This window comes from Niallia sp. Sow4_A1, assembly GCF_052116745.1.
GTDB classification, from domain to species: domain Bacteria; phylum Bacillota; class Bacilli; order Bacillales; family Cytobacillaceae; genus Niallia; species Niallia hominis.
Window position 1 is genome coordinate 71,951 of the sequence record NZ_JBQKKM010000006.1, and the last position, 16,026, is coordinate 87,976.

The window sequence follows — 16,026 nt, forward strand, 5'->3', positions numbered from 1 at the left end:
TACCCTTTTTGTTGAAAATTTCGTGGTATCCATAAAATAATTACTTCTTATTATTCTTATTGGATTACTCGACTTTATAGAAAAAGAAAGGTGAAGGGTTTTTAACCCTCCGCCGCTTTTAGATTCTGCTAACGATTCCCATAACTAGATTTGCTGAATGTACAGCTGCCTTTTCTAAATACTGGTCAAAGGATAAGTGGGATTCTTTACCAGCAATATCAGATAAGGAACGAATAATAACAAATGGAATGTTATATTGATATGCTACTTGAGCAATAGCCGCTGCTTCCATTTCAACTGCTTGTAGTTGATCAAATTTTGATTTAATAAATGCTGCTTTTTCAGGTTGATTAATAAACGAATCACCTGTTGTAATCAAACCTGTTACTACAGCATGATTTCCAATTTCCTTGGCACTCTGTTCAGCTATATCAATTAACCTTTCATTTGCCTTAAAACTTGCAGGCATTTGTGGAACTTGCCCATATTCATAACCAAAAATTGTGGCATCAACATCATGATGGCGCACGTCGTTAGAAATAACTACATCTCCTACTTCTAATTCAGGATTTAGTCCCCCTGCTGATCCAGTATTAATAAGATAATCTGGTTTAAATGTCTGAAGGAGGATTGTTGTGCTCATTGCCGCATTTACTTTTCCTATACCTGATCGAAGTAGGATAACCTCTTTACCGTATAATTGCCCTTCAACAAATTGAAATCCAACGATTGTGTGTTCTTTCTTGTTTGTTATTCTTTCACGTAATAAAATTACTTCTTCTTCCATTGCCCCGATAATTGCGATTTTCAATTCATTTACCTCTTTCGTCTATTTTTTCCCCTTCCATAATCCAAACAAAATCATTCATCTTCTCGAAATGAGCAGAAAAGCCATTTTTCTCTAAGATTTCCGTTAGAAAAGGGATTGTTGTATAGTATTCTCTTTGTAAGTCTTCTGCTAAATGCTGCTGTCCCTTTTCGGTCGCTACCTTTATTGCTTCATCGTATGCTTCTTTCGTGACAAACATTGTATCAGCAAACACTATTTTACCACCTATAGGCAGGAAATTACTATACTGTTTAATCGCTTCCTCTTTTTCTTGATTGGTTAAGTGATGAAATGCATAAGTACTTACAAATGTATTTGGTATAAAATCTAACTTGAATTCGAGAAAATCTCCTTCTATTAGCTGTGCTCTTGCACCAATTTTCTCCTTTGCAATTTTTCGCATAGCAGCTGATGGTTCAATCGCTGTAACCTTAAATCCTTTTTTAATCAATTGAAGTGTTAGATTCCCAGTTCCCGGTCCAAATTCTACAACATGGCCAGTGGAACGCTTAGCAACATTGTTTAATATATGGTCATAATGACAAAATACTTCTTCATATTCGATATCATTAGTGAGGCTATCATCATAAGATTCAGCCCATTGTTCAAAGATTTCTAGGAACTCTTTTCCCATAACTTTGCACCCCTGTTGTTATAATATACAATTCCTATCAGTATACTATGCTTTAAAATATTTCTTGTTCTTAATTTATCATATCTTTCTTCCTGTTATCAACAAACTTAAAATAGTAAGTTAATTCCCTATTTTTTAATAACTCTCTTTTGCGTGTTTCATTATTTTATTATTCTTCCATCGTTTGCTTATGTTATGATATTTTTACTAGTAGTAGAAAGGGAGTTATACATGAATATTCAATTAGAATTAATCGAAGATAAAGTAGAATTTTTTGAAGGCGAGAGTTTGAAAACAATCGAGAAAAAAATAAATGAACAGATTGAAGTAAATAAATCCATTCTACTCTCAGTGCACTCAGTTTCTCATCAGGTTACTTTACTAGATAATGGGCGGCCTTATTATACAGCTGTTGTGCATTTCAAACTGAAAAAGAATTTTTAATACAAACCAAAAAAAGAACTGGAGAGTCTTTCCTCCAGTTTCACTCTTAACGAATATTTAAATCTTTTATTTCCTCTACTTTTGTCGGTTTCCAACCGCTTCCGTCAACCCATTCAATATACACTCTATATTTTTCAGATTGGTCTTTCGAAGAAACGGTCCCTATTGATTTTTGTGGATCTTTGTTGTTATTGCCAAGGAACCACACCGTCATATTATTACTATCTAATCCAGTCGCATAGGACAAGGCTTTTACTTGCTCCTTCCAATCCACACCTTCTGAATATGATGCAACATGCTCACCAGTTTGTGTTGTTCCTACTGGCTCCCAGGAAGAATTCTCTATTGTCTTGACTACATTGGAATCACTTCCCCCTTCTGTTACCATTTCTCCATTTTCCGATTCCGCTGCTTCTTCATCTACTTGTGTATCTTCCTCATTCGTTGCTTCGTCAGATTCAGTTGTTGAAGCTGTTTCGTCATTTGTTGCTTCCTGACCTGTATTCGTACCGCTCGATTGTTTTTTATCTGCATTATTTTCATCGTTCGTATGAAAAATAGAATAAGATACGAATCCGATTAATAAAATTACGGCGATAATTAACCCATTCAAAATAAGATTCGTTTTCTTTCTCTTGGATCTCTGTTGATATCTTGTGCTATTTTCATTATTTATTTCTTTACTCAAGGTGTTTCTCCTCCTATTGACTTCTTCCATTCTATCTATATAAGCACGGCTTCCCATTCAAATTCTTTTTCACTGTTCATATTTTAACATGTTAGTACGCTTTTAGAAAAGTAGGAACCCTATGTATTTTCCTTTATCGGTCCCTGAGCTTACTGCTTTTCATATATCCCCTTTACTACATCGGCAAAAAGTTGATTTACTCCCCCTTCATCTGAAAAGACATCTAAATTTACCGCTACTAAAGCATACTTAGGTTTATCAAATGGAAAGTAACCTGCAAACCATTTATTATGAAGCTGCTTACCATCCTGAAATACGCCTGTTTCCGCCGTTCCTGATTTACCCGCAACCGTGTAAGGAAGATCCTGAAACCATCTCCCGGTCCCTTTCTCTTTTCTAACAACTTCTCTTAATAGCTGTTGCAGTCTTGATGCAGTATAAGGAGATAAACTTTCCCCGTCTAGCTCTTGTTTATCAAAAGAGTAAAAGGTCGTTCCATTTTTGTATTGAATATCTGATACGATTTGTACACTTTCCTTCGTCCCTCCTCTAGCAATGGTAGCCATCATATTGGCAACAGCTAGTGGTGTAACTCGAACTTCATGTTGGCCGATACCTGTTAATGCAACAAAGTTTTTGTCCTGTTTTGCTTCCGCATTAAGAAACACTCTCCCCTTTTCTTCTCCACTAAACTGCTGAAAATCTGCTGAATGAAAAACACTTCCTTCCCAGCCAACTAAACTAGTTAAGGATAATTTCTCGGCATATTCTTCGATTAAGTTCTCATCTATGTCTTTTAATTCTTTTGCTAATGTTCCAAATGTATTGTTACAGCTAACAGCAAAACTTTCTGTAAAATTTAGCATCCCATGCTGATAATTTGGGTCTGGGTCACCGTTAATCTTTTTACTACAATTGAATTGCCTATTAGGGTCATCCAATTTGTTATCAATTGCGGCAGCTGCGATGACGGTTTTAAAAACAGATCCAACAATTTGCTGTTTCAGCATATAGTTATTTACTCCGTCTGTCTGATATGGATTTGTTTTATTTATCTTTGGTCTTGACACCATGGCTGCAACAGAATTATCCTCGAGATCCAACAGAACAAGTCCACCCTTCTTTATGCCTTGTTCATCCACTAATCTTTCAGCCATCTCTTGTAATTCCGTATCAATCGTAGTTCGAACATTGACAGGGTAAAAAGGATTCGCTGGTTCTACATATTTAACATTTAAGCCAAATAGCGGTCCTCCTTTTGCATCTACATGGTAAACAAGCTTTGATTCCCCATCTGGCAACAGAAATTCATCAAAACTTCTTTCCAATCCGGTTAAGCCAATTAATGTATTACTTGATAGTTCTCTATCTGGATAACGCTTTTGAAGTTCTTCGTAGTTTTGTCCAGTAATACCAAGCAATTGTTCAGCCATATTGTTATTGATATGAAATTTTTTCTCCGCAGCAAATACACCTGGTATTTTTAGCTTATTGATAGCAGACATTTGACTGCTTGTTAATTCTAAAGGTTCCTTACCTCCAAATACTACTGGATCTTCGGCATCTACTATACTTTTCTTTACATTGTATTCACTTGTCCCAATAATATCCGCTACTTTTTTGCTATCCCAATCCATTTTATTTAAAAATGGAAATAATATTAAAACCGCTTTTGTCTGATGTGTTAGAGCATCCCCATTTTTATCAAGAAAGGTTCCCCGACCATTGTCTAATTCCATTTCCTGAGATCTTTGCTTTACACTTGCTTCCACCAAATTAATATTATGCTTAGTAAAATGGGTTGTCTCTACTAACTGAACTTGTATTAACCGACCAAGCAAAACACAAAGGGCAAATAAAAAAACAATGCCAATGCCAACTATTCTTTTTCTCCACATAAAAAACACCTCATCAAGAGTGTTGACGAGGTGTCTCCTTTATAAACAAGTCATGATAACTTTTTATATTGTTACCAACTTATTTAAATCATACTTATTTAATTGTAACGATTTGTACATTCATTTCTCCACCTGGAGTTTGTACAATTACCTTGTCTCCAACTTTTTTTCCGAATAAGCTTTTGGCAATTGGAGAATCGTTAGAAATTTTCCCTTCAAACGGATCTGCCTCCGCACTACCAACGATGGTATATGTTTCTTCCTCTCCATCTGGAAGCTCGATAAAGGTTACAGAGCTTCCAAGAGAAACTGTGTCACGATCAAGTTCGTCTTCAGAGATTATCTTTGCATTACGAATCATATTTTCAATTGTCGTAATACGACCTTCGACAAATGCTTGCTCTTCTTTCGCTGAATCATACTCTGAGTTCTCAGATAAATCTCCGAAACTACGTGCAATTTTAATACGTTCTACTACTTCTTTACGTTTTACCGTTTTTAATTGCTCTAATTCCTGTTCTAATTTTTCTTTACCTGCTAATGTCATTGGAAATTCTTTTTCAATTGCCAAAATCTTCACTCCTTCAAGTATGGGATTAATAGAAAAAATAACATATATGCTCTTCTAAAAGCCCCTAATAAATTATGTATTAAAGATACTAGCACGACAACTTTGGATAGACGCGCTTTTTTTCTAATAGAATGAGTTTAATACGGATTGAGGAAAAAAGAAAGCATTTTCTACCAGATTAACCGTTCTGTTTAAACATTTTTTTACTGATTAGTGGTTTTTGTTGAAAATTGATTCCCTTTAATGAAGTTCACTTTGTTTCCTCCATTGCCTTCTAACACTCTATTCCTCTTCTTCCTGTTATCTTAACTTATTGGTACTTACATAATCATTATTGGGAAAAATGAAGCTGGGATCAAACTAAATAGTAAATCTATAAAGTCGGACTCTCTAAATGTTTTTGTCCCAGCCTAAATTTATCTAAGTACTTTTTAATGAATACTATCTATTGTTTCATAAAAGCGATTTTTGTTCAAGAATTGTTTGAATTTTTGTAACCATCAAGTCAATTGCTACATGATTATGGCCGCCTTCTGGAATGATAACATCTGCATATCTTTTCGTTGGTTCTATAAATTGATTATGCATCGGGCGAACTACATTTACATATTGTTCAATCACGGAGTCAATGGATCTTCCTCTTTCTTTGATATCTCTCATCAATCTTCTGATAATACGCAAATCAGCGTCTGTATCCACAAACAGCTTCATATCCATTAAATTTCTTAGACCTTCATCTTCTAAAATTAAAATACCTTCAACAATAATTACATCCTTTGGCTCAACTAGTATCGTTTCCTCTGAACGGGTATGCATGGCATAATTATATACAGGCTTTTCCACTGACTCATAATTTAATAATTTTTGAATGTGGCTTATTAATAACTCCGTATCAAATGCGAGAGGATGATCATAATTTGTTTTCAATCTCTCCTCAAAAGGTAAATGAGATTGATCTTTATAATAATAATCTTGTTCGAGCATCAAAATGGAATGTCCTTTAAAATGGTCAAATATAGCTTTTGTCACACTTGTTTTTCCAGAACCGGAGCCACCTGCGACACCTATTACTACTGGTTTCGGCTGCATGCTAATTAAAGCTCCTTTCGCATCATATTATTTGGATAAACAGGGTGATCCACCTTGAATTTAACAATCTGTAACGGATGTCTTGCTGCATCGATTTCGTTGCCATCTGCATCCCAAATTTTTTCAACAACCATTGTAAAATTATCGATTTCTGGACCGAAAAATTCGACTTCCTGCCCCTGTTTAAAGAAGTTTCTTTGTTGTAATGTTACCATTTTTGTATCTTCTTGATAATCCAGCACTAAACCAGCAAAGTCAAATGTAGTCTTTTTGCTATGATTTCCAAACATTTGCTCTTTATACCCTGGCTGTCCCTCAAAGAAAGCAGGTGCTGTCTCTCGATTTGCACATTTATCCAGTTCTTTTAGCCACTCCTCTTGAATGATAAAGTTGTCTGGATCAGCACAATAAGCATCAATAACTTTACGATATACACTAACAACTGTTGCTATATAATGAATAGATTTCATTCTACCTTCAATTTTCAAACTATCAATACCTAGTTCAATCATACGAGGAATCGATTCAACTAGTTTTAAGTCTTTCGGGCTCATTGCAAAAGGGGCATCCCCATCCGTAAATAAAGCCTGTTCTTCTTCTCCCTCTAGCTTGTATAAATCATAGTCCCAACGACAGGATTGACAGCAACCACCACGATTTGAATCTCTAGCAGTCATATGATTACTTAATGTACAACGGCCTGAATAAGCGATGCACATCGCACCATGGATAAAGGTTTCAATTTCAATATCTACTTTTTCTTTCATTTCTTTTATTTCATCAGCACTTGTTTCACGAGCAAGCACAACACGTTCTAATCCTTCTTCCTTCCAATATTGAACAGCCTTCCAATTTGAAAGAGATTGCTGTGTACTTAAATGGACCTCAATTTCCGGTGCTACTCGTCGACAAGTTTCAATGATTAAAGGATCGGCAACTATTATTCCGTGAACACCTGCTGCCTGTAAACCTAATAAGTAATCTTCCAATCCATCGATATTTTCGTTATGTGCAAAAATATTAGTTGTTACATATACTTTCGCCTGATATTTCTTCGCAAACTCCACTCCTTCTTTCATTTCTTCAAAAGTGAAGTTTCCAGCATTCGAACGAAGTCCATACTCTTGCCCACCAATAAATACAGCATCTGCCCCGTAAGCAACAGCGATCTTTAATTTTTCTAGATTACCAGCTGGTGCTAATAGTTCCGGTTTCTTTATAATTACTCTTTTTCCATCTCTTATTTCAGAAATAGGATCTTTAACTATAGTCATTTCCCTTCTCCTCCATTTTTTAGTAAACCGTTTCTTTAAAGAAAAATCCTGTATCTAATGGTCTATTAGGTGGTTGAATTTTTTCTATTTCAGCAAGTAAATTATCTTTTTCTTCGTCATATTGACCTGGATTATTTAAGTACATGGATATTGCTTTATGATAAAAACCAGTAACTGCAATAATATATGCTGAATCTTTTAGAAGACCATCAATTTTAAAAGAGTCAACGCCAGCTTCTATAAGGTCTTGAAGCTCATCAATAATACAAATATCATTTGGACTCATAATATGCGTACCATTTTCGTCCTGAAAAATAGGGTATTTATTTGCTCTTTCTTTATCATGAAGAAATAAATTCTTATCCGTTTTGCTCGCTTCCAATTCCACTTCTTTCCCTTGATATTGGAAATAGTGTTCTAGCAAAGTACGTTTTGATTGAAACATTGTTGCCATTCCATGAACCTGAATTTCTATTTCTACTTCTGCGTTCTCTTTTGTTTCAATAATAGCATCCATGCTAATTTCTCTCGCCAGAACTGCTCTTTTCGCTCCTTTTCGCCCCCAGTAATTACACGTATACCAGTTCGTTCCTGTCGTTTCTGTACTCCAGTGTAATTTCAAGCTTGGAGCTACTTCTCTAGCAATCATTAAAACAGCTGGATCTCCATAGATAACAGCATCTGCTTTCACATCATTTAAAAAACGAAGATATTCTGTTACATCCTCTATTTTATCATTATGAAAAATAGCATTTACAGCTACATAAACCTTTTTTCCTCTTTGGTGAGCTATTTCAATCGTCTTTTTTGTTGCCTCACGATCAAATTCACCAGCTAATCTCAAACCAAATTTTTGCTCACCAATCACAAATGCATCTGCTCCATTATCAATAAGTGGCTCAATATCATTTATGCTGGTTGGCGTTACTAGTAATTCCGGTTTTTTCATGATTATCCCCTCTTTTTACTAATTGCAATACCGTCTCCGACAGGCAAAATCGCTGTGTGGTATTCCTGATTTTCCATTAGCCATTGATTGTAATTTCTTATTTTACGTACTAATTGGCGAAGGTTTCTACTCTCTATCTCCCTTTCTGCAACTAAGCCATGAAATAGTATATTATCTGTATATACGATTCCGTCAGCTGATAAAAATTGGCTATATAGATTAAAAAACTTTTGATACTGTCCTTTTGCTGCATCAATGAAAATGGCATCAAACGGTCCATAATGTTCTACAGCGGAATCGAGTTCAAGGGCATCACCTTGCAATAAGATTATTTGTGATTCCTTTTTAAGCTTTTTTACATTTTCTTTCGCTACTAAATACCGGTGTTCGTCTCTTTCAATCGTTAATATTTGAGAAAACGGGAGTACCTCTGCCATTCTTAATGCGGAATAGCCAATTGCTGTACCAACCTCCAAGATTTTTTTAGGCTGTTGAATACGCAATAATTGTAATAATGCTTCTATTCCTACTAACTCCATGATTGGAACTTCATTTTGTCGAGCATACTCTTCTATTTCTCGCAATTGCTCATTTCTTTCTGGAATTAATTGTTCAATGTAATCCAGGATTTGTTTATTTTGCAAGGATGAGTCCCTCCTATTTTCCTTAAAGCCCTATCCTTTTTTGTCTTCTACCTAAAAATAGTTAGCTTCTGAATAAGAACCTAACAACTCATTAAATGTGTATGAAATTCGGGTAATTGACTAATATATACTCAAAAACACTTGTACTATTTTATCATAAAATATTGTTGAATGCTAATAAATCTTCGGTTATCAAAGGTAAACACCGTATAATTTTGACGAATTTTCGAACAATCTAGGATGGAAATCAAAATAGATTAAACTAGACAAAAAGACTGCAGCAATTTTTTTGCCTGCAGTCTCTTTTTTAATTATTCTCTGTAATATATTTAGCTTTCAATTCATTATGCTCATTAAGCGATTTAGAGAAGTATACTTTCCCATCTTTCGAAGCTAGAAAATATAAATAATCGGTTTCTTCCGGATGTAATGCAGCTTCCATGGAAATCGTTCCAGCATTCGCAATTGGGCCAGGCGGTAAGCCTACATTTTGATAGGTATTATATGGAGAATCTACCTCTAGGTCTTCATAAAGCACTCTATCCTTATGTTCACCTAATGCATAGAGGACAGTAGGATCTGTTTGCAGAGGCATGCCTTCTTCAATCCGGTTATAGAAGACACTTGCAATTTTTTTTCGATCCACATTTTTTGTAGCCTCTTCTTCTATTAAAGAGGACATTGTCAAGAATTGATGAACAGTTAAATCATCTCTTGCAATCTCCGTTTCATATGCATTTACGACACTTTCTGTTTTATCAAGCATGACAGAGATGATTGATTCTAGTGTTGGTTTTTCTTCATAATAAGAATATGTGGCGGGGAATAAATATCCCTCAAGTGGATACTTAATATTTTTCGCCCAAATTTCTGTTGTCAGAATATCAGGATACTGTGCCATTAACCCCTTGATAAATGTCTCATCATTTAATTGCTTCCAAATTTCTTCTTCTTTTTGATTTGTTTTCTCTGCAATAATAGCAGCTATTTCCTTGAGCTGTTTGCCTTCAGGTATTGTCATAGTAAAAACTGGCTCCTGCATAATCTTGCCTGTTTTTAAGCTTTCAATGATTTCCTGAATCGTCATGGAAGGATTCATGTGATACTCCCCTGCCATAAAATTCGACTCATTTTTAAATTTTACATAATATTTAAACACCTTCGCATTTTTTACGAGTCCATTATCTTCCAGCAATTGAGAAATAGTGCTTACACCAGAACCAATTGGAATATCAATAATAATTTCTTTATCACTGTCAGAACTAACAGGCTGAAGTGCTGATTTTATATAGAAATAACCAGAAGTCCCTACAACTGCTACAATTATAATCAATATAAGGGCAACGATCGCCACTATTCTTCTTACTAATTTCGCTTCTTGTTGTCTCTGATTTAAATTAGCTAAAAATAACTCTTTCTTACTCTTTGAAGCATTCTTTTCGTCTTTATTTTTAGTCAACCTTTTCCCTCCTTGACACACACCAATCAAACTTTTTTACATATCTCGACCTATTATACTATATTTTGCAAAGAAATTTGTAGCTTTTATCAAAATTTACCTGTCGATGGGAGGCTAACATAGCTGGATAGTAACTTAACATCAGATATTTTCCGATACTATGGCGTTTATTATGCTGATTTGAAATCGAAGGATTGCTCTATTTATTTACATAGACTGATAGTCAAAAATGTAACAATTTATTTAGAACAAAGCAAAAAAAGAGCCCTAAATGGACTCTTTTTAACCGTAAATTATTCTTCTTCTTGTTCTGCAAGGAATGTGTTAAGCATTTCTTCAACAAGATCCCATTCTTCTTCAGTTTCAATTGGAGAAAGCTCACCGTCTCCTGTTTCCTCGTTCGGAATGAAAGAAGATGCGTGGATATCGATTTCTTCATCGTCATCTCCTTCGCCCATAGGATAGTATAATACATATGATTTTCCGAATTCATCCGATTCAAATGTAAACAGAATCTCACATAATTGTTCATTACCTTGCTCGTCTACAACTGTAATTGTATTAGTTTCACCGTGTTCCATTATTTCCACCTCATTATTTTTGGCTGTCTAAATACCCTTGCAAGATCAAGGATGCAGCCATTTTATCAATAACTTTTTTGCGTTTTTTCCTACTAACATCTGCTTCTAAAAGGATTCTCTCAGCAGCCATTGTTGTTAGTCGTTCATCCCAAAAAATAACTGGCAATTCAAATCGCTCTTCTAAAAGCTTACCGTACAATTGGCTAGCTTCACCACGAAAGCCTATACTACCATTCATATTTTTGGGAAGTCCAACCACTATTTTACCTACATCATACTCAACAATCAAGGATCCAATGCGTTCTAGACCAAATCGTTCTTTTTCTTCATCGATTTGAATCGTTTCAATTCCTTGTGCTGTCCATCCTAAAGCATCACTAACAGCTACTCCAACTGTTTTTGAGCCAACATCCAAGCCCATTACTCGCATATGTTTATTCCTCTCGTTGCTGTTTTAAATAAAACTTCACAAGTTCCTCAATGATTTCATCACGCTCTAATTTTCTGATGATATTCCGCGCATCCATATGGCGGGGAATATAAGCAGGATCCCCGGAAAGCAGATAACCAACTATTTGATTAATCGGATTATACCCTTTTTCTTGAAGTGCTTCATATACTTGATAAAGTACTTCTTTTACATCATGTTCATATGGTTCTTCTGGAAAGTTGAATCTCATTGTTTTATCGAATGAGCTCATTTTGAAACACCCCATTTCCTTTTCGAACAATTTCTGTTAAGAGTTATCTACATTTTACACTACTTGTCCCTAATATCAAACGGATTTCACATAATCTTCTACAAAATCTAGGGCATCCTTTAATTTAGATGGATCCTTCCCGCCTGCTTGAGCCATATCTGGACGACCGCCACCGCCGCCGCCGCAAATAGAAGCCACTTCTTTAACAATCTTCCCTGCATGATAGCCTTTATCCATTAAATCTTTCGTAACACCAGCGATGATATTTACTTTTCCTTCATTAGCACTTCCAAGAACTAATACAACAGAGCCAATTTTTTGTTTTAATTCATCTGCCATTGTACGTAAATTATTCATATCAACATTTGGTATTGATGCTGCTAACACCGGCACCCCATTTACCATTTTTACTTTTTCTACAAGATTTCCTGCTTCTATATTACTTAGTTTTGCAGCAAGCGATTCATTTTCACGTTGTAACTGCTTTACTTCAGTAAGAAGACTTTCAATTCGTGTAGCAACATCCTTTGGACTTGTTTTTAATTTATTTGCAGCATCTTTTAATAAATGAATTTGATCTGTTAATTGTTGATATGCTGCTTGTCCAGTTACTGCTTCTATACGTCTAGTTCCTGCACCGATTCCTGCTTCTGATACAATTTTAAATAAACCGATTGCTGAAGTATTGTCTACATGACAGCCACCACATAGTTCTAAGCTATATGAGCCCACTTGAACAACACGGACGATTTTACCATATTTTTCACCAAATAGAGCCATCGCACCCATCGCTTTTGCTTCATCAATATTTTTATAATCAATTTGTACCGCGATGCTTTCCCAAATTTTTTCGTTAACGATTTTTTCTATTTCATCTAATTCCTCAGCTGTAATTTGTCCAAAATGAGAGAAATCAAAACGTAAACGATCTGGTTGTACAAGGGAACCTGCTTGATTGACATGTGTTCCTAAAACATCCTTTAGTGCCTGATGCAATAAATGAGTAGCTGTATGGTTTTTAACAATTTTGGAACGATTTTGGCGATCTACCGTAGCCTTTAATTCATCTTTAACCATAATGGCTCCTGATTCAATCGTTCCTCTATGCAAGTTTTGACCATTAGGTGCTTTTTGAACATCTTCTACCCGTATGGTTACATGTGTTGATTTCACAATTCCCTTGTCAGCAATTTGACCGCCGCTCTCAGCATAGAATGGAGTCTTATCTAAAATAAATTGAATTTCGTCACCAGCTTCTGCTGACTCCACTTCTTCTCCATCCTTTAATAAGGCAACTATTTTTGCTTCTGTTTCCCACTGTTCGTAGCCAACAAATTGACTTTCTACCTTGATATTCCCTAAAACACCACTTTGAACTTGCATACTGTCTACTTCTTGACGAGCTTTTCTTGCGCGATCACGCTGACTTTCCATTTCCCTTTCAAAACCTTCATGATCAATGCCAAGACCTTGTTCTTCCGCATATTCCTCTGTTAGTTCAACTGGGAAACCATAGGTATCATATAAGCGGAAAATATCTTCTCCTGCTATTACGCCCTTTTCCTTTGCTTTCTCCATTACTTCAGAAAGGATTGCAAGACCTTCATTTAATGTTTCATGGAAACGTTCTTCTTCACTTTTCATTACTTTTTGAATGAACGGTGTTTTTTCCTTTACAGTTGGATAATAATCAACCATGATTTCTGCAACCACTTGAACTAATTCAAACATAAATGGACGATTAATGTTAATTTTCTTTGCATAACGTACTGCTCTACGCAATAATCTTCTTAAAACATAGCCTCTTCCTTCATTTGATGGAAGTGCTCCGTCTCCAATCGCAAAAGCAACCGTACGTATATGGTCTGCGATTACTTTAAATGCTTCATCACTTGAAGCATTCTCTCCATACTTAGCGTTTGCCAATTGTTCTGTAGCTTGTATAATTGGCATAAATAAATCTGTATCGAAGTTTGTAGGAACATTTTGAACAACAGATGCCATACGCTCCAAGCCCATTCCAGTATCTATATTCTTCTTTGGAAGTGGAGTATAAGTGCCATCTGGATTATGGTTAAATTCAGAGAACACAAGATTCCAAACCTCTAGATAACGGTCATTCTCTCCACCTGGGTATAATTCTGGATCATTAATATCGTCGCCATATTCAGGACCACGATCATAGAAAATTTCTGTATTAGGGCCACTTGGACCTTCTCCAATATCCCAGAAATTCCCTTCTAAACGAATAATTCGGTTTTCTGGTACACCAATCTTATCTCTCCATAAGAGATATGCTTCTTCATCTTCGGGATGAATGGTTACAGATAATTTTTCTTTGTCAAAGCCAATCCACTTCTCATCAGTCAAAAACTCCCAAGCCCATTCAATCGCTTCTTCTTTAAAATAATCACCAATCGAAAAATTACCTAGCATTTCAAAGAATGTATGATGACGAGCTGTTTTCCCTACGTTTTCAATATCATTTGTTCGGATAGACTTTTGTGCATTTGTTATTCTTGGATTTTCTGGAATTACCCGACCATCAAAATATTTTTTCAATGTAGCAACTCCACTATTAATCCATAATAAAGATGGATCTTCATGGGGAACTAAAGACGCGCTTGGTTCAATTGCATGTCCTTTGCTTTGGAAAAATTCCAAAAATTTACTTCTGATTTCTGCACCAGTTAAATTCTTCATCACATTTCCTCCTATTTCTCTGTATGTATTTTTTTGCAAATATAGAGTTTAACCTTTTTTCGGCATAAAAAAAACTTCCATCCCTGGACAGGGACGAAAGTATTGCTCGCGGTACCACCCTGATTATGGATAAAAGTATACGAAGATACTATAAATATATTATCCATCTCTCAATTGTCCTTAACGCGGAACACGGCAGGGATTAGCTGCATTCAAGAACTAGCTTTCAATTATCCTTCACTGAGAACTCCTTTCAGCCAAAGGGAATTCCTCTCTTTACAAGTGGTCTATAATCTACTTTTTTCTTTCATCATTTTATCCATATATGCTTCATTCGAATTATACTGATTATTAGGCAGTATTGTCAATATCGGTCTATTTATATACGTTTTATTTCCGCCTCTTTTTTCCCAAAGTGTTTTCTCATATGGATAATTGCTACTTTAGCTATAGATAATAGCGGAACAGCAACAATCATGCCAATCAATCCTCCTATTTCCTCCCCTAAAAGAAGAGCAAACATAATAAATAGTGGATGCATATGGGTGCTTTTTCCCACAATGTAAGGGGATAAAATATTTCCTTCAAGAAACTGCAGAATAATAATGATGATGACCACAATAATCAGCATTTTAACCGAAACAGTACTTGCTACAATTAAAGCAGGTATCGCACCAATAATAGGTCCAAAATACGGAATAACATTTGTCACTCCTACAATGATTCCTAGTACTAGTGCAAACTTCATATGAAAAAACCAAAATAGTACCATGGAAATGACACCAATAATTGTACAAACTAATAATTGTCCTCTTATATAGCTACCTAATGATTCGTTGACATCCTCCAAAAAGACATGAGCACTATTGCGCCATTTTTTGGGGATTAATCCATTAAAAGCTTTTCTTACCGCATCAATATCTTTAAGCATGTAAAAAGAGATAAATGGAATAAGCATAATGACAATCGAATAATTGATCATTGCCATCGCCCCATTAATTACCTTATTCACAAGGGATTCCATCTTTGTTTCAAATATGCTGATTCCTCGGTCAACTCTTTCCTGAATATTAAATGGCCAAGATTCCATTTTATCTTGAATCGAGTCAATGAGATCTTTATATTGTTCTGCAAGCTTGGGAGCACTTTCTGTCAGTTCTTCCAGCTGCTGTATAAGAATGGGGATTCCTTTATACAAGGCATATCCAATTCCACCGAAAAAAAGCATATAGATAAGTGCAACAGATAATCCTCTATGTAAACCTTTTTTATGAAGTATCTCTACAATAGGATGCAATAAATAGGTAATAAATGCTCCAATGATAAAAGGAGTAATTACTTTTGTGATAAGACTTAAAATGGGTAACCATAATGGTGATAATTTTATGAACACAAATAACACAATAAAAAGCAATAATGTAAATCCTAATCGGTAATACCATTTTATTCTTATGTCCATTTCCTTGCCTCCCTCCTAAACTATTGTGAGAGATAGAAGGAATTTTTATACACTTTCTAATCCATATCCTTCCGTTCAATAAAAAAGACTGTAGATTTTCGAA

Annotated in this window: 16 protein-coding genes and 1 other annotated feature; of the genes, 1 reads left to right on the plus strand and 15 read right to left on the minus strand. The window is 35.4% G+C overall.

The window, feature by feature from the left end; all coding sequences use genetic code 11:
* Nucleotides 1-118: 118 nt before the first annotated feature.
* Together mtnN and ACTQ5K_RS05210 are read right to left on the minus strand one after the other, a co-directional pair.
* Entirely contained in the window at nucleotides 119-811 is a 693-nt protein-coding gene (gene mtnN / locus ACTQ5K_RS05205; RefSeq protein WP_235247917.1) for a 5'-methylthioadenosine/S-adenosylhomocysteine nucleosidase, read from the minus strand.
* A 1-nt stretch (nucleotide 812) separates the two neighbouring features.
* Nucleotides 813-1,463 (minus strand): class I SAM-dependent methyltransferase, encoded by a 651-nt coding sequence (locus ACTQ5K_RS05210; protein ID WP_235247900.1) that lies wholly within the window; start codon nucleotides 1,461-1,463, stop codon nucleotides 813-815.
* A 231-nt stretch (nucleotides 1,464-1,694) separates the two neighbouring features.
* Here ACTQ5K_RS05210 and ACTQ5K_RS05215 point away from each other — a divergent pair, with 231 nt between their 5' ends.
* Complete coding sequence (locus ACTQ5K_RS05215; RefSeq protein WP_031538889.1) at nucleotides 1,695-1,907, plus strand: YrzA family protein; 213 nt, start codon at nucleotides 1,695-1,697, stop codon at nucleotides 1,905-1,907.
* Between the two features lie 46 nt (nucleotides 1,908-1,953).
* Here the strand turns inward: ACTQ5K_RS05215 and ACTQ5K_RS05220 are convergent, their stop codons facing one another.
* The 13 genes from ACTQ5K_RS05220 to ACTQ5K_RS05280 form a co-directional block, all read right to left on the minus strand.
* Nucleotides 1,954-2,595 carry a DUF1510 family protein gene (locus tag ACTQ5K_RS05220; protein WP_251627486.1) on the minus strand — a complete coding sequence of 214 codons (642 nt, stop codon included), beginning with the start codon at nucleotides 2,593-2,595 and terminating at the stop codon, nucleotides 1,954-1,956.
* A 149-nt stretch (nucleotides 2,596-2,744) separates the two neighbouring features.
* Nucleotides 2,745-4,493, minus strand: a complete 1,749-nt coding sequence (locus ACTQ5K_RS05225) for a peptidoglycan D,D-transpeptidase FtsI family protein (RefSeq protein WP_251627484.1) — start codon at nucleotides 4,491-4,493, stop codon at nucleotides 2,745-2,747.
* A 94-nt stretch (nucleotides 4,494-4,587) separates the two neighbouring features.
* Nucleotides 4,588-5,064: a transcription elongation factor GreA gene (gene greA / locus ACTQ5K_RS05230; protein WP_031538886.1), complete on the minus strand. Its 477-nt coding sequence runs from the start codon at nucleotides 5,062-5,064 to the stop codon at nucleotides 4,588-4,590.
* A 453-nt stretch (nucleotides 5,065-5,517) separates the two neighbouring features.
* Nucleotides 5,518-6,153: a uridine kinase gene (udk, locus tag ACTQ5K_RS05235; RefSeq protein WP_031538884.1), complete on the minus strand. Its 636-nt coding sequence runs from the start codon at nucleotides 6,151-6,153 to the stop codon at nucleotides 5,518-5,520.
* Between the two features lie 5 nt (nucleotides 6,154-6,158).
* Complete coding sequence (locus ACTQ5K_RS05240; protein ID WP_031538882.1) at nucleotides 6,159-7,427, minus strand: peptidase U32 family protein; 1,269 nt, start codon at nucleotides 7,425-7,427, stop codon at nucleotides 6,159-6,161.
* Nucleotides 7,428-7,446: 19 nt separating this feature from the next.
* Complete coding sequence (locus ACTQ5K_RS05245) at nucleotides 7,447-8,376, minus strand: peptidase U32 family protein (protein WP_031538881.1); 930 nt, start codon at nucleotides 8,374-8,376, stop codon at nucleotides 7,447-7,449.
* A 2-nt stretch (nucleotides 8,377-8,378) separates the two neighbouring features.
* A complete protein-coding gene (locus tag ACTQ5K_RS05250) occupies nucleotides 8,379-9,020 on the minus strand; it encodes an O-methyltransferase (protein ID WP_031538880.1) in 642 nt (213 codons plus the stop codon).
* A 307-nt stretch (nucleotides 9,021-9,327) separates the two neighbouring features.
* On the minus strand, nucleotides 9,328-10,479 hold the full coding sequence (gene mltG, locus ACTQ5K_RS05255) for an endolytic transglycosylase MltG (protein WP_235247719.1): 1,152 nt from the start codon (nucleotides 10,477-10,479) through the stop codon (nucleotides 9,328-9,330).
* Between the two features lie 293 nt (nucleotides 10,480-10,772).
* On the minus strand, nucleotides 10,773-11,060 hold the full coding sequence (locus tag ACTQ5K_RS05260) for a DUF1292 domain-containing protein (RefSeq protein WP_031538878.1): 288 nt from the start codon (nucleotides 11,058-11,060) through the stop codon (nucleotides 10,773-10,775).
* 13 nt (nucleotides 11,061-11,073) lie between these two features.
* Nucleotides 11,074-11,490: a Holliday junction resolvase RuvX gene (gene ruvX / locus ACTQ5K_RS05265; protein ID WP_031538877.1), complete on the minus strand. Its 417-nt coding sequence runs from the start codon at nucleotides 11,488-11,490 to the stop codon at nucleotides 11,074-11,076.
* 4 nt (nucleotides 11,491-11,494) lie between these two features.
* Nucleotides 11,495-11,761 carry an IreB family regulatory phosphoprotein gene (locus tag ACTQ5K_RS05270; protein ID WP_031538876.1) on the minus strand — a complete coding sequence of 89 codons (267 nt, stop codon included), beginning with the start codon at nucleotides 11,759-11,761 and terminating at the stop codon, nucleotides 11,495-11,497.
* A gap of 75 nt (nucleotides 11,762-11,836) precedes the next feature.
* Nucleotides 11,837-14,464 carry an alanine--tRNA ligase gene (alaS, locus tag ACTQ5K_RS05275; RefSeq protein WP_441130440.1) on the minus strand — a complete coding sequence of 876 codons (2,628 nt, stop codon included), beginning with the start codon at nucleotides 14,462-14,464 and terminating at the stop codon, nucleotides 11,837-11,839.
* 86 nt (nucleotides 14,465-14,550) lie between these two features.
* Nucleotides 14,551-14,784 (minus strand) — a binding site (T-box leader).
* A 59-nt stretch (nucleotides 14,785-14,843) separates the two neighbouring features.
* Nucleotides 14,844-15,923, minus strand: a complete 1,080-nt coding sequence (locus ACTQ5K_RS05280) for an AI-2E family transporter (protein ID WP_031538870.1) — start codon at nucleotides 15,921-15,923, stop codon at nucleotides 14,844-14,846.
* Between the last annotated feature and the right edge of the window lie 103 nt (nucleotides 15,924-16,026).